The organism is Streptomyces sp. NPDC014656 (genome assembly GCF_043084305.1).
GTDB lineage: Bacteria > Actinomycetota > Actinomycetes > Streptomycetales > Streptomycetaceae > Streptomyces.
Map to the genome: position 1 here is coordinate 101,150 of NZ_JBIBZN010000019.1, position 17,026 is coordinate 118,175.

Here is a 17,026-nt window from a genome sequence, read left to right on the forward strand (position 1 = left end):
TCTGTCCTGTCCTGTCGCGAGGGGAGTCTCTTACTTGTTGGCGCCGAGCTCGATCGGCACGCCGACGAGGGAGCCGTACTCGGTCCAGGAGCCGTCGTAGTTCTTGACGTTCGGGACCTCCAGCAGCTCGTGCAGGACGAACCAGGTGAGCGCGGAGCGCTCGCCGATGCGGCAGTAGGCGACGGTGTCCTTCGCCAGGTCGACCTGCTCGGCCTCGTAGAGGGCCTTGAGGTCGTCGTCGGACTTGAAGGTGCCGTCGTCGTTGGCGTTCTTCGACCACGGGATGTTGCGGGCGGACGGGACGTGGCCCGGGCGCTGCGACTGCTCCTGCGGGAGGTGGGCGGGGGCGAGCAGCTTGCCGGAGAACTCGTCGGGCGAGCGGACGTCGACCAGGTTCTGGGTGCCGATCGCGGCCACGACGTCGTCGCGGAAGGCGCGGATCGAGACGTCCTGGGGCTGGGCCTTGTACTGGGTGGCCGGGCGGGCCGGGACCTCGGAGCCGTCGACCAGGTCGCGGGAGTCGAGCTCCCACTTCTTGCGGCCGCCGTCGAGGAGCTTCACGTCCTGGTGGCCGTAGAGCTTGAAGTACCAGTAGGCGTAGGAGGCGAACCAGTTGTTGTTGCCGCCGTAGAGGACGACCGTGGTGTCGTTGCCGATGCCCTTGGCCGAGAGGAGCTTCTCGAAGCCCTCCTGGTCGATGAAGTCGCGGCGGACCGGGTCCTGGAGGTCCTTGGTCCAGTCGATCCGGATCGCGTTCTTGATGTGGTTCTTGTCGTAGGCGGCGGTGTCCTCGTCGACCTCGACGATCGCGACGGCCGGGTTGTCGAGGTTGGCCTCGACCCAGTCGGCGTCGACCAGTACGTCGCTGCGAGCCATGCTGTTTCTCCTCCGGGGCAGTGTGCGGCGGGGTGGTGCGGGGTGGGGCTGCGTGGGCGGGTACGCGTCGTGGCAGGCGCCCGACGGCGTGGCGCCGCGCGGTTCGGCCCCGACCGGGCGGGTCGGACGGGCCGGGGAATACGGGCGCGGAGCGCGTCCCGCTCAGACGGAGCGACAGAGCATGGCGGCGATGCGGCACAGGTCTACTGCCCGCCGCTTCGTGAGTTCCGCCTGTCGCTTCATGCCGTCGATCGTAGGGACGGACAGGCGACCGTGTCACCGGCGTGTCGCATGGTGAGACGCGATCGTCCGATATGCGAGACGAGAGAGGGGCCGGAGCGGGCCCGCGGCCCCCGCCCCACCGCCGTCCACCCCGCGCTTCTGCGGATCGGACGCGGCCGTCTCAGTATGTGAAAACCGGCCGTTCGGGCCGCCGGAGACGGGTCCCGGTCAGCCCGCGACGGCGACGTCCCGGCCGGTCACCGTCACCGCCAGGCCCTCCGGCCGGGGCTCGACCTCGGCGACCCGCATGCCGGCGACGCGGCCGAGCGGGCGCTCGAAGTCGGTGCGCTCGCGGATCAGGTCCTCCAGGAAGGGGAGGCCCTCGCCGGGCACCTCGTCGGCGCGGACCTTGACGGTGCCGCCGTCCACCAGCGTGACCGAGGACACGACGGTGCGGGTCACCTTGCGGCCCAGGACCGTGACGCTGCCCGTCACCTTCACCTTGCCGGGCCCGCCGTACTCCATGGCGGTCGCGCGCTCGGAGGCGGCGACCAGGTCCGCGTAGGAGATGAGCGCCGTCCCGTCCGCCGTGCCGGCCCGGAAGCCCTCCCAGTCGCCGGTGACGGTCACCTCCCGCAGGGCGAGGGTGAGTTCGCCGATCCGGACGGGCTTGCCGCCGGCCTGGGTGTGGACGCCCTTCGCGACCACCTCGACCTCGCCGAAGCGCTTGTCGGCGGCCTGGGTGAGGAAGGGGAAGCCCTTGATGTCGACCTCGACGGAATCGGTCCTCCCGCCGGCGAGCGAGGCGCGTCCCGCGACCTCGGACTCGGCCCAGGTGGCGGCGAGCCGGTCGGCGCCCAGCAGGACACCGCCCAGGACCACGGCCACGACCAGCAGGATCCGCAGTGCTCGCATGGCTGTCTCTTCCCCCGTCGCCAGTTCCTCGGTGTTCCGGTGCTGCGTGCCGGCCCCCCGACACAAGATCGACGTGTCGGGGGGCCGGGCGGTTCCCGGGCGCTCCCGGCCGGTGCGGTCTCCGCTCAGACCAGGGCGCGGCCGAGAAGGTACACGGCGGGCGCGGCGGCCGTCAGCGGCAGGGCCACGCCGGCCGTCATGTGCACGAAGCGGGACGGGTAGTCGTAGCTGGCCACCCGCAGCCCGACGAGCGCGCAGACGCCGGCGGCGAGGCCCAGGAGCGCCCCGGAGGTCCCCATGCCGCCGAAGGAGCCGGCGGCGATGCCCGCGCCGGCGCCCGCCAGCAGCGAGACGACGAGCGAGACGGGCCCGGGCAGCGGGAGCGCGCGGGCGAGGACGGTCGCGGCGACCGCGGCTGAACCGGCCACCACGGCGTCCGGTTCGGCGCCGAGGTGCCCGGCGGCGAGGACGGTCAGGGCCGCCGAGGCGATGGTGGCCATGAGGCCGTACATCCGCTCGTCGGGGTCGGCGTGGCTGCGCAGCTGGAGCACCAGGCTGAGCAGGACCCAGACGCCGAGGGTGCCGAGGATCGCGGGGGCGGCGTGCTCGCGGCCGGTGGCGAGGAGGGCGGCGTCGGCGACGAGCCCGCCGAGGAAGGCGAGGGCGATGCCCTGCCGGGCGGGCCACATGCCGTTGAGCCGGAACCAGCCGGCGGCGGTCAGGCCCTGGAGCGCGACCAGCGGCAGGAGGAGCCCGTACGCGCCGAGCGCGGCGCCGCCGGCGAGCAGCAGCCCGAGCGCGGCGGTCAGCACGGCGGGCCGCATCCCCGGCTCGATGATCGGCGACCGTCCCTCGGCCCGGGCGCGCTGGGCGTCGGTGACGCGGGTGTTCCCGGAGGTGGTCGGCGAGGAGTACGCGGGCCCGGCGGCGGGCGCGGGAGCCTGCGCGGGCTCCGGCACCGGCTCGTGGGCCTCGGGCCGGACGTACGCCTGCGCGTAGGGCTCCGGCTGGTGCTGCGGCTCCGGCTGGTGCTGCGGCTGGGCGTACGGCAGCGGCTCCGGCTGGGCGTACGGCAGCGGCTCCGGCTGGGCGTACGCCTCCGGCTGCGGCTGCGCGTAGGCCTGCGGGTACGGCTCCGGCTGGGCGTACGCCTGGGGGTGGGCCTGCGGGTACGCCTCCTGCCCGTACGCGTACGGCTGCTGCGGGGCCGGGGCCTGGGCCTGCTGGTGGGCCGCGTGCCCGTACGCGTCCTCCGGGCGGACCGCCGGCTGGTACGTGGTGTCCCAGGTCTGGCCCTCCCAGGTCTGGGTGACCGAGGGGTCGTACGCGTTCGGGTCGTGCGGCGGGCCGCCGTACCGCTGGTCGTTGCTCATGCTGTGGGGTTCACCCTCCTGCGAACGGGGGGAGCACCTCGACCGTGCCGCCCTCGGCAAGCCGTACGGTCTCATGGCTCCGGGTGCCGACCGGGTCGCCGTCGACGAGGAACGAGCAGCGCCGGAGGACCCGGACGAGCTCGCCCGGGTGGTCCGCGCGGGCGGCGTCCAGGGCCTCGGCGAGGGTCTCGGCGGTGTACGGCTCCTCGGCGACCCCGGCGGCGGCCTTGGCCGCGGCCCAGTAGCGGATGGTTCCCGCTGCCATAGCGGCGCTCCCTTCGTTCGTGTGCGCGCCGCTCCCCATGATGGGCTATCGGCGGACGAGCCAGGCGCCGAGCCGGTCGAGCAGTTCCTCGCCGGCCGCGTTCTCGGCGTGGCCCATGCCCGGCTCCAGCCACAGCTCCGCCGGGGCGCCGGCGGGGGCGGCCGCGGCGAGCATCCGCGGGTGGTCGAGGGGGAAGTAGGCGTCCCGGTCGCCGTGGACGAGGAGCAGCGGGACGGGGGCGATCAGCGGGACGGCCTCGAAGGGCGGCAGCGGGACGGGGTCCCAGGGGCGGGCGTCGACGCGGGTGCGGAGCCCGTAGCGGCCGACGAGCCGGCCGGTGGGGCTGGTGACCATCCAGTGGAGGCGGCGCATCGGGGCCGTCCCCCGGTAGTACCAGCGGGCGGGGGCGGAGACGGCGGCGACCGCGTCGGGTCCGGTGGGCGCGGAGCGGTCGAGGGCGGCCTGCCGCAGGACGACGGAGCCGCCCATGGAGAAGCCGAGGGTCGCCACGCGCGCGTGGCCCTGCTCACGGGCCCAGCGGACGGCGGCGGCGAGGTCGAGGACCTCGCGGTCGCCGAGGGTGGAGAGGCCGCCGGAGCCGCCGTGGCCGCGGAAGGAGAAGGTGACGACGGCGGCGGCGTGCCGGCCGAGGACGGCGGCGGCGCGCCGGACGGCGGGCCGTTCGAGGGACCCGGTGAAGCCGTGCGCGACGACGACGGCCGTGTCGGTGACACTGGCGGGTGAGGGTTCGTACACCGCCTCGATACGGACGCCGTCCTCCGCCCGGAGGATTGCGCGGCGAGGTCCGGAAGTGAGCGAGGAGACATCCATCATGTGAAATCGGCCCTCCGCCTCGGAACTCATGTGGGCTATTCTCCTGGGAAGGGATCCGGGCGATGTCGCCACCGGGTCCTTTTGCGTTTTCCGGCCGTTGTTACGGACGGATGAACAAAGGCTCTCAGGGCGCGGGAGCCGCACGTGAGACCCGCAGTGCCGCAGTACCCGAGCAGTACCGCAGATGTCCTCGCAGGGACCGAGGAGGAACCGACGTCATGGACGAGCGCACGAAGCACGACCGACCGACGAGCCGGCCGACCCTGGCGGGGGGAGGGGCCCGATGAGTTCTCTGCTGCTCCTCACGAACGCCCTCCAGCCGTCCACCGAGGTGCTGCCCGCCCTCGGGCTGCTGCTGCACAACGTGCGGGTGGCGCCGGCCGAGGGCCCGGCACTGGTCGACACCCCCGGTGCCGACGTGATCCTCGTCGACGGCCGGCGCGATCTGCCGCAGGTCCGCTCGCTCTGCCAGCTGCTGCGCTCCACCGGCCCCGGCTGTCCGCTGGTCCTGGTGGTCACGGAGGGCGGTCTGGCGGCCGTCACGGCGGACTGGGGGATCGACGACGTCCTGCTCGACACGGCCGGCCCGGCCGAGGTCGAGGCGCGGCTGCGGCTCGCCCTGGGCCGCCAGCAGATCGTCGCGGACGACTCCCCGATGGAGATCCGCAACGGCGACCTGTCGGTGGACGAGGCGACGTACAGCGCCAAGCTGAAGGGCCGGGTCCTGGACCTGACCTTCAAGGAGTTCGAGCTGCTGAAGTACCTGGCGCAGCATCCCGGCCGGGTCTTCACCCGGGCGCAGCTGCTCCAGGAGGTGTGGGGGTACGACTACTTCGGCGGCACCCGTACGGTCGACGTCCACGTGCGGCGGCTGCGCGCGAAGCTGGGCCCGGAGCACGAGTCGCTGATCGGCACCGTCCGCAATGTGGGATACCGCTTCGTCACGCCCGAGAAGGTGGAGCGGGCCGCCGAGGAGGCCCGCGCCAAGGAGGCGAAGACGGCGGCCGGGGAGTCCGGCGGGACGAACGGGGAGGAAGCGGGACAGAACCCCCGTGGAGCGGCCCGTTCCGCCGCCGGAGTCAAGGGCGCCACGGCCGACACCACCCGTTAGGGGGACGGTAACGTGGCGTACGCCACAGTGCGACCTGCCGGTAGGTAGGTCACCCCGCGTAGACTTCCGCGCGTGGCCAAGGTGACGCGGGATGACGTAGCGCGACTGGCGGGTACTTCGACCGCGGTCGTGAGTTACGTGATCAACAACGGACCCCGGCCGGTCGCCCCGGCCACGCGCGAGCGTGTCCTCGCCGCCATCAAGGAGCTGGGGTACCGGCCCGACCGGGTGGCCCAGGCGATGGCGTCCCGGCGCACCGACCTCATAGGCATGATCGTCCCGGACGCGCGCCAGCCCTTCTTCGCGGAGATGGCGCACGCGGTCGAGCAGGCCGCCGCCGAGCGCGGGAAGATGGTCCTGGTCGGCAACTCCGACTACCGCACCGAGCGCGAGATCCACTACCTGCGGGCCTTCCTCGGCATGCGGGTCTCCGGCCTGATCCTGGTCAGCCAGGGCATGAGCGAGCAGGCCGCGAGCGAGATCGAGGCCTGGGACGCGCGCGTGGTGCTGCTGCACGAGCGGCCCGAGGCCATCGACGACGTCGCCGTCGTCACCGACGACATCGGCGGCGCCCAGCTCGCCACCCGGCACCTCCTGGAGCACGGCCACCCGTACGTGGCGTGCCTCGGCGGCGTCCCCAACACCCCGGCCGTCGGCGACCCCGTCGCGGACCACGTCGAGGGCTGGCGGCGCGCCATGCAGGAGGCCGGCCGCTCCACCGAGGGCCGGCTCTTCGAGGCCCCGTACAACCGCTACGACGCCTACCAGGTGGCCCTGAAGCTGCTGGCCGGCCCGGACCGGCCGCCGGCCATCTTCTGCTCCACCGACGACCAGGCCTTCGGCGTGCTGCGGGCCGCCCGCGAGCTGCGCATCGACGTGCCGACCGAGCTGGCGGTGGCGGGCTTCGACGACGTGAAGGAGGCGGCGCTCACCGACCCGCCGCTGACCACCGTCTTCTCCGACCGCCCGGCGATGGCCCGGGCCGCCGTCGACCTCGTCCTCGACGACGCGGTCCGCGTCAACGGCTCCCGCCGCGAGCGCGTCAAGCAGTTCCCCTCGGCCCTGGTCGTCCGCCGCTCCTGCGGCTGCCACTGACCCGTCGCGGGCGGGGCCGCCCCCGGCGGCCGACCCCGCCCCCCACCGGTCTTTATTTCGGGCATACAGGGTTCTGTCGGGCTTCTCAGCCGGTCCTCAGACCGTTCTCATCTCCCGGTCCGAGAGTCATTGCCATGACGGACCACACGCAGCCCCAGCAGCCGTACTACCCGCCGCGCCCGCCGTACGAGCCGACGCGGCCGATCACCACCGAGCCGGGCACCACCGTGTGGCCGTCCGGGTCCGGCGGCGGCTCCACCCCGCCCCCGGCCGATCCGGCGTACGCGACGGCCGCTCCCGCGCCCGCCGGGGCCGTCTCCCGGCGGCGCGCCAAGCGCGGCGTCGGCCTGATGGCGGCCGTGGCCATCGCGGCGGCGGCGATCGGCGGCGGCACCGCGACCCTGGTGCAGCAGCTGACCTCGGACTCCCCCGCCACCACCGCCGCCTCCTCCGTGGTGAGCGGCACCAACGTCTCCGCGAGCAGCACCGGCACGGTCGCCGGGGTCGCCGAGGCCGTCTCCCCCTCCATCGTGGAGATCTCCGCGAGCTCCACCTCCGGCAAGTCGACCGGTTCCGGAGTGATCATCACCGGCGACGGCGAGATCGTCACCAACAACCACGTGATCTCCGGCGCCTCCGAGATCACCGTGCGGACCAGCGACGGCAAGACCTACCGGGCCGAGGTCGTCGGCAAGGACCCCGACAAGGACCTCGCCCTCATCAAGCTCAAGGACGCCTCGGGCCTCAAGGCCGCCACCCTCGGCGACTCCTCCAAGGTGAGGGTCGGCGACGAGGTCGTCGCCATCGGCTCCCCCGAGGGCCTCACCGGCACCGTCACCAGCGGCATCGTCTCCGCCCTCGACCGGGACGTCACCGTGGCCAAGGACACCGAGGACTCCGGCAGCGGCCAGGGCCAGGACCAGCAGTGGGACCCGCGGCAGGGCTGGCCCTTCGAATTCGGCGGACAGCAGTTCAACGGCGACACCGGCTCCTCGAAGACCACCTACAAGGCGCTGCAGACCGACGCCTCGCTCAACCCCGGGAATTCCGGCGGCGCGCTGATCGATATGAACGGCGAGATCATCGGGATCAATTCAGCCATGTATTCGCCCAGTTCTTCGAGCGGCTCCACGGCCGGCAGCGTCGGCCTCGGATTCGCCATCCCGGTGAACACCCTCAAGGCCGACCTGGAGGCCCTCCGCTCCGGCGGCCAGAGCTGAGCGCGTGGCACGCTGACACCATGACCGGGCAGCCGAACGACTCCGAACGCATCCTCATCGTCGACGACGAGCCCGCCGTGCGGGAGGCCCTGCGCCGCTCCCTCGCCTTCGAGGGGTACGCGACGCGGGAGGCCGTCGACGGCGCCGACGCGCTCGCCGCGATGGAGTCGTACGCCCCCGACCTCGTCGTCCTCGACGTGCAGATGCCCCGCATGGACGGCCTCACGGCGGCCCGCCGGATCCGGGCCGCCGGCTCGACCGTGCCCATCCTGATGCTGACCGCCCGCGACACCGTCGGCGACCGCGTCACCGGCCTCGACGCGGGCGCCGACGACTACCTCGTGAAGCCCTTCGAGCTCGACGAACTCTTCGCCCGCATCCGCGCCCTGCTCCGCCGCAGCTCCTACGCCGCCCCGGCCGCGACCGCCGCCGAACCGGAGGACGTGCTCTCCTTCGAGGACCTGCGGATGGACCTGGCGACCCGCGAGGTCACCCGCGCCGGCCGGCCCGTCGAGCTGACCCGCACCGAGTACACCCTCCTGGAGATGTTCCTCGCCCACCCCCGGCAGGTCCTCACCCGCGAACAGATCCTCAAGGCCGTCTGGGGCTTCGACTTCGAGCCCAGCTCCAACTCGCTCGACGTGTACGTGATGTACCTGCGGCGCAAGACGGAGGCGGGCGGCGAACCGCGCCTCGTCCACACCGTGCGCGGCGTCGGATACGTGCTCCGCGCCGGAGGCGGCACCGAGTGACCCGGCCCCGCACCCCCCTGGCCTGGTTCCGGTCCCGGCCGCTGCGCTCCCGCCTCGCGCTGCTCACCGCCTTCGCGGTGGCCGTCGCGGTCGCCGCCGTCTCCGCGGCCTGCTGGTTCGTCACGCGGGCGCAGCTGGAGAGCGAGATGGACCGGGCGCTGACCACCACCCGGCTCGACCTGGGGGCGGTGCGGAGCCTGTTCGACACCTGCGTGCGGGACAAGGAGCCGCCGCCGGTCGCCGGCTTCACCATCCAGATCATCGACTCGGCCGGCGGCGTCTGCACCGCCGGCACGGCCCTCCCGGTCGGCGCGGGCGACCTGGCGGTGGCCCGCGGCACGCTCGGGGACGCCCTGCACACGGTGAAGGACGCCGACGGGCACGAGATGCGCGTCTACACCTACCCGCAGCGCCTGGGTCCCGTCGCCGTCGCCGTCTCGGTCGCCCGCCCGCTCGCCGAGATCGACAACTCCCTCTCCACCCTGGGCTGGGTCCTGCTGCTGGTCTCCGGCATCGGGGTGGTCGGGGCGGGCGCGGCCGGGCTGTGGGTGGCGCGGACCGGCCTGGAGCCGGTGCACCGGCTGACCGGGGCGGTGGAGCACGTGGCCGCGACGGAGGACCTGACGGTACGGATCCCGGCGGACGGCGAGGACGAGATCGCGCGCCTGTCGCGGTCCTTCAACCAGATGACGGCGGCGCTCGCGACCTCGCGGGACCGGCAGGCGCGCCTGATCGCGGACGCCGGACACGAACTCCGCACCCCCCTCACCTCGCTGCGCACCAACATCGAGCTCCTCGCGCGCAGCGACGAGACCGGCCGGGCGATCCCGCCGGAGGACCGCCGGGCCCTGATGGCCTCGGTGAAGGCGCAGATGACGGAGCTGGCCGCGCTCATCGGCGACCTCCAGGAGCTGGCCCGGCCCGACGCGGTCCGCCCGGGGCCGCTGGAGGTCGTCCCGCTCCACACCGTCCTGCGCACCGCCCTGGACCGCGCCCGGCTGCGCGGCCCCGAGCTGACCTTCACCACGGACCTGGCGCCCTGGTACGTCCGGGCGGAGCCGGCGGCGCTCGAACGGGCCCTGGTCAACGTCCTCGACAACGCGGTGAAGTTCTCGCCCCCGCGCGGCACGGTCGAGGTCACGCTGATGCGCGGCGAACTGACGGTCAGGGACCACGGCCCCGGCATCGCGCCCGACGAACTCCCCCACGTCTTCGACCGCTTCTGGCGCTCCCCCTCGGCCCGCAGCCTCCCCGGCTCCGGCCTGGGCCTGTCGATCGTGGCCCGCACGGTCAAGCGGACCGGCGGCACGATCGCCCTCTCCCCCGCGGAGGGCGGCGGCACCCGCGCGATCCTCCGCTTCCCGGGCGCCCCGACCCCGCCGCCGGAACTGACGACGGACTGACGCCCGGCCGCTACTGCCCCACGCGGCCGTCGACGCGTTCGCGCAGCAGGTCGGCGTGGCCGCAGTGGCGGGCGTACTCGGTGATCTGCATGGTCAGCAGCTCGCGCAGCTGCCCGCCGTCGGGCAGCCGCGCGCCGAGGTCCGGGGCGGCGGCGACGAAGCGGTCGGTGAGCGCGGCCTCCTCCCGCCACCGCGCCCACGCGTCCTCGACGACGGCGGGGTCGGCGACGGCGCCGGTCCAGTCGGCCTCGCGGTCGTCCGGGGTCCGGTAGATCCGGGGGGAGTCCTCGCCGGCGAGGCGGCGGAAGTGCCGCTCGTCCTCGGCCATGTGCCGGATCAGGCCGAGCAGGGACATGGTGGAGGGCGGGACGGAGCGCCGGGCCAGCTGCCCGGCGTCCAGGCCCTCGCACTTCAGCTCCAGGGTGAGCCGGAAGTGGCGCAGCGCGTCGAGGAGCGCCCCGCGCTCGTCGCTCACCGCCGGGCCGCCGCCCTCGCGCGGGTCGTCGTCGGGGTCGGCCCACATGTCGGTGTGGACGGTGGAGGTGGTCCACCGTCGTACGTCCGTGTCGTTGCTCTCCATGCGGGCATGGTCGTACGGGGGCGGTGGCGGCGCCAGCGAATTGGCCGCCCGCCCCCTCCCCCGGCCGCCCGGCCGCCCGGCTCAGTTGTGCCGGAGCAGGGCCTCGACGAGCCCGGCGCGGGTGGCGGGGAAGTCGAGGGGGACGATGCCGAGTCCGGTGCGGCCGGCCGCCCAGGAGCCGTCGAGCCAGGTGTGGACGCGCGGGTTGAGGTTGTCGGAGTTCCAGCGGGGCGGCAGGGCGGCGGAGGTGCTGACGAAGTTCACGTACAGCGGGCCGGGGCGTTCGACGGCGGTGCGGAAGTGGGCCTCGATCTTGGGGTACTTGGCGTCGGGCAGCGCGTTCCAGTCGTCCTGGACGGCGAAGTACCGGGAGTCGGCCCAGCGCAGCCCGGGCAGCCCGCCGTTGTCGGCGAGCAGCACGACCCGGCCGCGGGCCTCGCCGAGCGCCGGCAGGCCGTCGCCGATGCGGAAGAGGGAGCGCCAGCCGCGCCGGTCGAGGTAGTCGTCGAAGACGGCCCGGAAAGTGGCGTCGGACTCCTCGGAGTACTCCTGCTTGACCCGCATCAGCACGGTCTCCGACGGGTGCGCGGCGAGGAAGTCGCGGCAGGCGACGAGGACGTCGCCGAACATCATGTTCTGGTAGGCGGCACCGTGGTGGATGGCGAAGGACCCGCCGGTCACCCGGCACCGCACGTCCAGGAACCGCACCCCGCTGTCGAGCTGCTGCGCGATGGTGGTGTTCTGGCACTGCGCCCACGGCCCGCCGAACCGGGCCCCGGAGTCGTGCGTCCCGGGGATGGTGAGCCGCGCGAGCGCGGTCCCGTCCCCGTGCGCGGCCATCCACGCGCGCGTGTCCACGGCCGCGGCCCGTGCCGGGGGCGCCCCCGCGAGCAGTGCGGCTCCGGCCCCGAGGGCCCCGGCGAGAAAGCGTCGTCGCTCCATGGAACCGGATGATGACAGGTGCGCGTCAAACTCCGCCAGGGTGCGGCCGGCCGCGGAAGAGGGGGCCGTCCCTCCGCCCGACCGGCGGAGGGACGGCCCCCTCGGGGACCACCGGCGTTACTTGATGACCGTGATGCGGTCGGTCGCCGGGGCCCGGAGCGGCTCGGCGGCCGAGGAGTTGGCCGTCAGGTAGGCGATGAAGACGTCGAGGTCCGAGGCGCCGACCAGCTTGTTGGTGCCGGAGGCCAGGACCGGGAAGCCGTCGCCGCCGCCCGTGAGGAACTCGTTCATCGCGACCCGGTAGCTCTTCGACGGGTCGATCGGCTCACCGTTCAGCCGCACCGAGTCGACCACGATCCGGTCGGCGCCCGTCTTGGTCGTGTCCAGGGTGTACGAGAAGTTCTTGGACACCTGGAGGATCTTCGGGGCCGCCAGGTTGGCGCCGCTGACCTGCTGCTGGAGCGCGGTGACGAGCTGGGCGCCGGTGAGGTCGACCACGGTCATCATGTTGGTGAACGGCTGGACGGTGTACGCGTCGCCGTAGGTCACCACACCGTTCTCCCGCTTGGTCAGCGGGGCGCGGACGCCGCCCGGGTTCATCAGCGCGAGCTGGGCGCCGCCCTTGTCGGCCGGCGACAGGCCCGCCAGCTGCGCGTCGGCGATCAGGTTGCCCAGCGGCTTCTCGTACACGCCGTTGGGGTTCTCGATGCTCTCGCCGATGTACCCGACGGGACGGTTCGCGATCGGCGCGGCCAGGGCCTTCCAGCGCTTGATCAGGTCGCGGATCGCGCTGTGCTCGTCGACGTCCCGGGTGACGACGTGGTTGGCCGAGGTGACGGCGGTGCGGACGATGTCCTTCGTACGGCGGTCGTAGGTGAGCGTCGTGTCGGTGTAGAGCCGGCCGAAGGAGGCCGCCGAGGTCACCGTGCGCGGCTTGCCCGACGGGTCCGGGACGGTGCACGCGTACGCCTGGTGGGTGTGGCCGGTGACCAGGGCGTCGACCTGCGGGGTGACGTTCTTGGCGATGTCGACGATCGGGCCGGAGATGCCGGCGCCCGCGCCCGGGGTGTCGCAGTCGTAGTTGTACGCGCCCGAGGCGGGCAGGCCGCCCTCGTGGAGCAGGGCGACGATCGACTTCACGCCCTTGCGCTCCAGCACCTTGGCGTACTTGTTGATCGTCTCGACCTCGTCGCCGAACTTCAGGCCCTTGATGCCCTCGGCGGAGACGATGTTCGCCGTGCCCTCCAGCGTGACGCCGATGAAGCCGATCCGGACGCCGTCCTTCTCCCAGATGAAGTACGGGTCGAGCAGCGGCTTGCCGCTCTTCTCGTCCGTCACGTTGGCCGCGAGGTAGGGGAAGTTCGCCCCCTCGAAGGTCTTGCCCTCCTCGAAACAGCCCTCGACCGGGTGGCAGCCGCCGTTCTGGATGCGGGCCAGCTCGCGCGCGCCCTCGTCGAACTCGTGGTTGCCCACCGAGCTCACGTCGAGCTTCATCTCGTTGAGCGCCTCGATGGTCGGCTCGTCGTGGAAGATCCCGGAGACCAGCGGGGAGGCGCCGATCATGTCGCCGGCGGCGGCCGTGATGGAGTACCGGTGACCCGCGCGGGCCTGCTCCAGGTGCGTGGCCAGGTACTCGGCGCCGCCGATGTCGTTGATCTGCTCGGTGGAGCCGTCCTCCTTGACGCGGGTGAGCCGGGCCGACGAACCGGTCGGCGGCTCCAGGTTCCCGTGGAGGTCGTTGAAGGACAGCAGCTGGACGTCGACCATCCGGCCCCAGCCCTTGCCGTTCGTCCCGCCCGCGGCGGCGTCGGCCGCGTCCTGCGAGGCACCCGCCGGCAACGCGGCGACGAGCGCCCCGACCGTCGCCAGCCCCGCGCCGGCGGCCAGAATCCGCCGCCCGGCCTTGCTCTTGCTGCGCTTCACTGCCATCTCTCCCGTGGTCCCCTTTTCCCCTTGCCCCGATTCGCGGCTTTGATCGTCGACCGCGCGTGCGCTCGCAGCCTAGGGTCAACGCGCGTAGCGCAACAGGGGGTAGCTGGTTACAAGACAGTTGCCACCGGCTGACGGAGGGTTCGCCGTAGGCTCGGTGCATGACTTCCGACGCGGCGCCGGCCCTCGAACCGGGACGGCAGATCCAGACGTACGACGAGCTCAGCCCCGAGCAGGTCCAGGAGGTCATGGACCTGCTCGCGGCCGCCGACCGCGCCGACGGCGTGCACGCCGTGTCCGAACAGGGCCGGCTCTACCTCCGGCACGGCCGGCGCGAGGGAGTGCGGCACTTCCTCCTCACCGTCGGCCCGCACCTCTACGGCTACGCCCAGCTGGAGGAGACCGACCCCGTCGAGGCCCCGGCGGCCGAGCTGCTCATCCACCCCGACCAGCGCGGACGCGGCCACGGCCGCGCCCTCGGCACCGCGCTCCTCGGCGCCACCGGCAAGCGGCTGCGGGTGTGGGCGCACGGCGGCAAGCCCTCCGCCCGGCACCTCGCGCAGGTCCTCGGCCTCACCCTCTTCCGCGAACTGCGCCAGCTGCGCCGCCCGCTGGCACCCCTGGACATCCCCGAGCCGGTCCTCCCCGAGGGCGTCACGATCCGCACCTTCGTCCCCGGCCAGGACGACACGGCCTGGCTCGCGGTCAACGCCGCCGCCTTCGCCCACCACCCGGAGCAGGGCTCGCTGACCCAGCGGGACCTGGACGACCGGATCGCGGAGCCGTGGTTCGACCCCAAGGGCTTCTTCCTCGCCGAGGACGCCGACGGCCGCCTGATCGGCTTCCACTGGACCAAGACGCACGCCGAGGAGCGGCTCGGCGAGGTGTACGTGGTCGGGATCCTGCCGGACGCGCAGGGCGGCGGCCTCGGCAAGGCCCTCACCGCGACGGGCCTGCGGCACCTGGCGGCGCAGGGGCTGCCGACGGCGATGCTGTACGTCGACGCCGACAACACGGCGGCGGTGCGGGTCTACGAGGGCCTGGGCTTCCGGACCCACGAGGTGGACCTGATGTACCGCTCGGAGTCGTAGGCCCGGCGGCGCCCGCGACGCCTTTTCCCCAGGGGGCGGTTGACACCGCCCCCTTCCTTCCACCACCCTTTCACTACTTGATTAGTGAAAGGGTGGTGGAAGGGACGTGGTCGAGTACCGCATCGACCGGCGCAGCGGCGTCGCCACCTACCTCCAGATCGTCCAGCAGACGAAACAGGCCCTCCGGATGGGCCTCCTGGAACCCGGCGACCGACTGCCCACCGCACGCGAGGTCGTCGAGGCGACGGCCATCAACCCGAACACGGTCCTCAAGGCCTACCGCGAGCTCGAACGCGAGGGCCTCGTCGAGGCCCGCCGCGGCCTCGGCACCTTCGTCCGCGCCACGCTCGGCACCACCGCCCCCGCCGACTCCCCCCTCCGGGGCGAGCTCGACGCCTGGGCCCGCCGCGCCCGCGCCGAAGGACTCGACCGCGAGGACGTGGCGGCACTCTTCACCGCCGTACTGACGCAGCACTTCGAGGGGGACGAATGACCGACCCGGTCATCGAGGCCGAGGGCCTCGGCATGCGCTACCGACGACGAGACGACACCTGGGCACTGAAGGACTGCACGTTCACCCTGCCGGCCGGTCGGGTCGTCGCCGTCGTCGGTCCCAACGGGGCGGGCAAGTCGACGCTCCTCACCCTGACCGCGGGCCTGGCGCGGCCCATGGAAGGCAGGATCACGGCACCCGCGCGGGACCGCCTCGCCTACGTCGCCCAGGAGAAGCCCCTGTACGGGCAGCTCACCGTCGCCGAGACGCTGCGGCTGGGCCGCGAGCTCAACCCGGACCGCTGGGACCCCGCCGTCGCCGAACGCGTCGTCGCGGGCGGGCCCCTGTCCGGGAAGGCGCGGGTCCGTTCCCTCTCCGGCGGTCAGCGCACCCGCCTCGCACTGGCCCTCGCCCTCGGCAAGCGTCCCGAAGTCCTGCTCCTCGACGAGCCGATGGCGGACCTCGACCCGCTCGCAAGGCACGAGCTCATGGGCACCCTCATGGCCGACGCCGCCGAGCGCGGCACCACCGTCGTCATGTCGTCCCACATCCTCACCGAGCTGGAGGGCGCCTGCGACCACCTGCTCCTCGTGCAGGACGGACGGATACGCCTCGACGGCGCCATCGACGAGCTGCTCGCCGCGCACACCCTGCTGACCGGACCGATCGCCGACCTCGCTCCGCACACCGTCGTCGACTCGCGCACGACGGGACGTCAGCTCACCGCGCTGGTCCGCCGCCGGGGGCCCGTGGAAGGCGTCTGGGAGGCCTCCGAACCGTCCCTGGAACAGCTCCTCCTGGCTCATCTCCGAGCCTCGCGCTCCCCGGAAGGAGCCTCGGCATGACCTCCCTCGCCCTCAGGGGCCCCCAGTGGGTGACGCTCCGACAGCACCGGCGCGCCCTGTGGTGGGCGCTCGCCCTCGCAGCCGTCGCCGTGGCGGCCATGGCCGCCTCCCGGTGGTGGTCCGACAGCGCGGTGACCGCGCTGCGCGAGGCGGGCTGCGCCGTGGACAGCACGGACAGATCCTGCTTCCAGGCTGCCCGCGACTACGCGGACGACCAGTGGTTCGCCCGGAACCTCCTCGGGTACACCGCCATCGGCATGCTGGTCCTGCCCGGCGTGCTCGGAGCGTTCGTCGCGGGCCCCCTCATCGCCCGGGAGCTGGAGACCGGGACGTACAGGCTGGCGTGGACGCAGTCCGTCAGCCCGGCCCGCTGGCTCGCGGCCAAGATCGCGGTCTCCGCCGCGCTCACGCTCGCGGTCGTCACCGTCCTGAGCCTGGCCTTCCGCTGGTCCTGGTCGACGGGCCCCGCCAACGACTACCCCACGTACTGGTACGAGCCGACCATGTTCGTCTCGTACGGCATCGTGCCGACGGCCCATGCCCTCCTGGGGCTGGGCCTGGGAACGGCCGTCGGCCTCCTCGTCCGCCGCACCGTCGTCGCGATGGGCGTCACGGCCCTGGTCACCGGCGTGGCCCTGGCGGTCCTGGCCCGGCTGCGCGAGAACCTCTGGCCGATCCAGACCGTGACAGGCCACGGGATCGACCTCCGGGGCGTCGTCTGGCAGCTGGACCGGGGCATGCTCACCTCGTCCGGCGAGCGCCTCCTCTGGGACGACTGCCTCACGGCCCGGCCGGACAGCGCCAGGCAGTGCATGACCGACCGGGGCGGTGTCCTCGAGTTCGTCGACATCCACCCGGCCTCGCACTACTGGCCCCTCCAGCTCGTCGAGTCCGGCATCTGTCTCGCCCTCGCCGCCCTCGCGGCCTACGCCGCCTTCCGCCTCCTGCGGGCCCGGCACCCGTAGGGCCGCGGGCGGCACCGCGCCCGTAGCGGCCCCTCACCCGGATGGGTGAAAATGGGGGGCGGGGCCCGACACAGGCCCCGCCCCCGATTCCCGCACGACATGTCGTCGTCACCCG

General features: G+C 73.3%; 17 protein-coding genes. 9 read left to right on the forward strand and 8 right to left on the reverse strand.

The features are described 5' to 3' along the window. Positions 1–30 precede the first annotated feature (30 nt). The 5 genes from ACF1ED_RS32650 to ACF1ED_RS32670 form a co-directional block, all read right to left on the reverse strand. Positions 31–876: a sulfurtransferase gene (locus ACF1ED_RS32650; protein ID WP_391766680.1), complete on the reverse strand. Its 846-nt coding sequence runs from the start codon at positions 874–876 to the stop codon at positions 31–33. A 450-nt stretch (positions 877–1,326) separates the two neighbouring features. Further along, a complete protein-coding gene (locus ACF1ED_RS32655; RefSeq protein ID WP_391766682.1) occupies positions 1,327–2,013 on the reverse strand; it encodes a DUF2993 domain-containing protein in 687 nt (228 codons plus the stop codon). A 125-nt stretch (positions 2,014–2,138) separates the two neighbouring features. Then, positions 2,139–3,386: a hypothetical protein gene (locus ACF1ED_RS32660; protein ID WP_391766684.1), complete on the reverse strand. Its 1,248-nt coding sequence runs from the start codon at positions 3,384–3,386 to the stop codon at positions 2,139–2,141. A gap of 10 nt (positions 3,387–3,396) precedes the next feature. Then, positions 3,397–3,651: a MoaD/ThiS family protein gene (locus ACF1ED_RS32665; protein ID WP_150229954.1), complete on the reverse strand. Its 255-nt coding sequence runs from the start codon at positions 3,649–3,651 to the stop codon at positions 3,397–3,399. Positions 3,652–3,696: 45 nt separating this feature from the next. Continuing rightward, positions 3,697–4,515 (reverse strand): alpha/beta hydrolase, encoded by an 819-nt coding sequence (locus tag ACF1ED_RS32670; protein ID WP_391766686.1) that lies wholly within the window; start codon positions 4,513–4,515, stop codon positions 3,697–3,699. A gap of 253 nt (positions 4,516–4,768) precedes the next feature. Here ACF1ED_RS32670 and ACF1ED_RS32675 point away from each other — a divergent pair, with 253 nt between their 5' ends. The 5 genes from ACF1ED_RS32675 (at position 4,769) to ACF1ED_RS32695 (ending at position 10,066) form a co-directional block, all read left to right on the forward strand. Next, positions 4,769–5,596 (forward strand): response regulator transcription factor, encoded by an 828-nt coding sequence (locus ACF1ED_RS32675; protein ID WP_391766688.1) that lies wholly within the window; start codon positions 4,769–4,771, stop codon positions 5,594–5,596. A 72-nt stretch (positions 5,597–5,668) separates the two neighbouring features. Next, positions 5,669–6,691, forward strand: coding sequence for a LacI family DNA-binding transcriptional regulator (locus tag ACF1ED_RS32680; protein WP_043229727.1), 1,023 nt, complete (start codon positions 5,669–5,671; stop codon positions 6,689–6,691). Positions 6,692–6,825: 134 nt separating this feature from the next. After that, positions 6,826–7,911, forward strand: coding sequence for a S1C family serine protease (locus ACF1ED_RS32685; RefSeq protein WP_391766691.1), 1,086 nt, complete (start codon positions 6,826–6,828; stop codon positions 7,909–7,911). Positions 7,912–7,931: 20 nt separating this feature from the next. Further along, the gene (locus tag ACF1ED_RS32690; RefSeq protein WP_391766693.1) at positions 7,932–8,663 is read left to right on the forward strand and encodes a response regulator transcription factor; all 732 of its coding nucleotides are present in this window, start codon (positions 7,932–7,934) and stop codon (positions 8,661–8,663) included. Beyond that, positions 8,660–10,066 carry a sensor histidine kinase gene (locus ACF1ED_RS32695; RefSeq protein ID WP_391766695.1) on the forward strand — a complete coding sequence of 469 codons (1,407 nt, stop codon included), beginning with the start codon at positions 8,660–8,662 and terminating at the stop codon, positions 10,064–10,066. The genes ACF1ED_RS32690 and ACF1ED_RS32695 overlap by 4 nt, the downstream gene beginning before the upstream one ends. A gap of 10 nt (positions 10,067–10,076) precedes the next feature. Here the strand turns inward: ACF1ED_RS32695 and ACF1ED_RS32700 are convergent, their stop codons facing one another. From ACF1ED_RS32700 to ACF1ED_RS32710, 3 genes are all read right to left on the reverse strand, one after another. Further along, positions 10,077–10,646 carry a DinB family protein gene (locus ACF1ED_RS32700; RefSeq protein WP_391766697.1) on the reverse strand — a complete coding sequence of 190 codons (570 nt, stop codon included), beginning with the start codon at positions 10,644–10,646 and terminating at the stop codon, positions 10,077–10,079. 81 nt (positions 10,647–10,727) lie between these two features. Beyond that, on the reverse strand, positions 10,728–11,588 hold the full coding sequence (locus tag ACF1ED_RS32705; RefSeq protein WP_391766699.1) for a phosphatidylinositol-specific phospholipase C: 861 nt from the start codon (positions 11,586–11,588) through the stop codon (positions 10,728–10,730). Positions 11,589–11,705: 117 nt separating this feature from the next. Continuing rightward, complete coding sequence (locus tag ACF1ED_RS32710; protein ID WP_391766701.1) at positions 11,706–13,517, reverse strand: bifunctional metallophosphatase/5'-nucleotidase; 1,812 nt, start codon at positions 13,515–13,517, stop codon at positions 11,706–11,708. A gap of 161 nt (positions 13,518–13,678) precedes the next feature. Here ACF1ED_RS32710 and mshD point away from each other — a divergent pair, with 161 nt between their 5' ends. The 4 genes from mshD to ACF1ED_RS32730 all read left to right on the forward strand — a co-directional run bounded on the left by mshD (position 13,679) and on the right by ACF1ED_RS32730 (position 16,911). After that, entirely contained in the window at positions 13,679–14,608 is a 930-nt protein-coding gene (gene mshD, locus ACF1ED_RS32715; protein WP_391766703.1) for a mycothiol synthase, read from the forward strand. A gap of 106 nt (positions 14,609–14,714) precedes the next feature. Then, positions 14,715–15,101: a GntR family transcriptional regulator gene (locus ACF1ED_RS32720; RefSeq protein WP_391766705.1), complete on the forward strand. Its 387-nt coding sequence runs from the start codon at positions 14,715–14,717 to the stop codon at positions 15,099–15,101. Beyond that, on the forward strand, positions 15,098–15,946 hold the full coding sequence (locus tag ACF1ED_RS32725; protein ID WP_391766707.1) for an ABC transporter ATP-binding protein: 849 nt from the start codon (positions 15,098–15,100) through the stop codon (positions 15,944–15,946). Before ACF1ED_RS32720 ends, ACF1ED_RS32725 begins: the two co-directional genes overlap by 4 nt. After that, a complete protein-coding gene (locus ACF1ED_RS32730; protein WP_391766709.1) occupies positions 15,943–16,911 on the forward strand; it encodes a hypothetical protein in 969 nt (322 codons plus the stop codon). The genes ACF1ED_RS32725 and ACF1ED_RS32730 overlap by 4 nt, the downstream gene beginning before the upstream one ends. Positions 16,912–17,026: the final 115 nt, after the last annotated feature.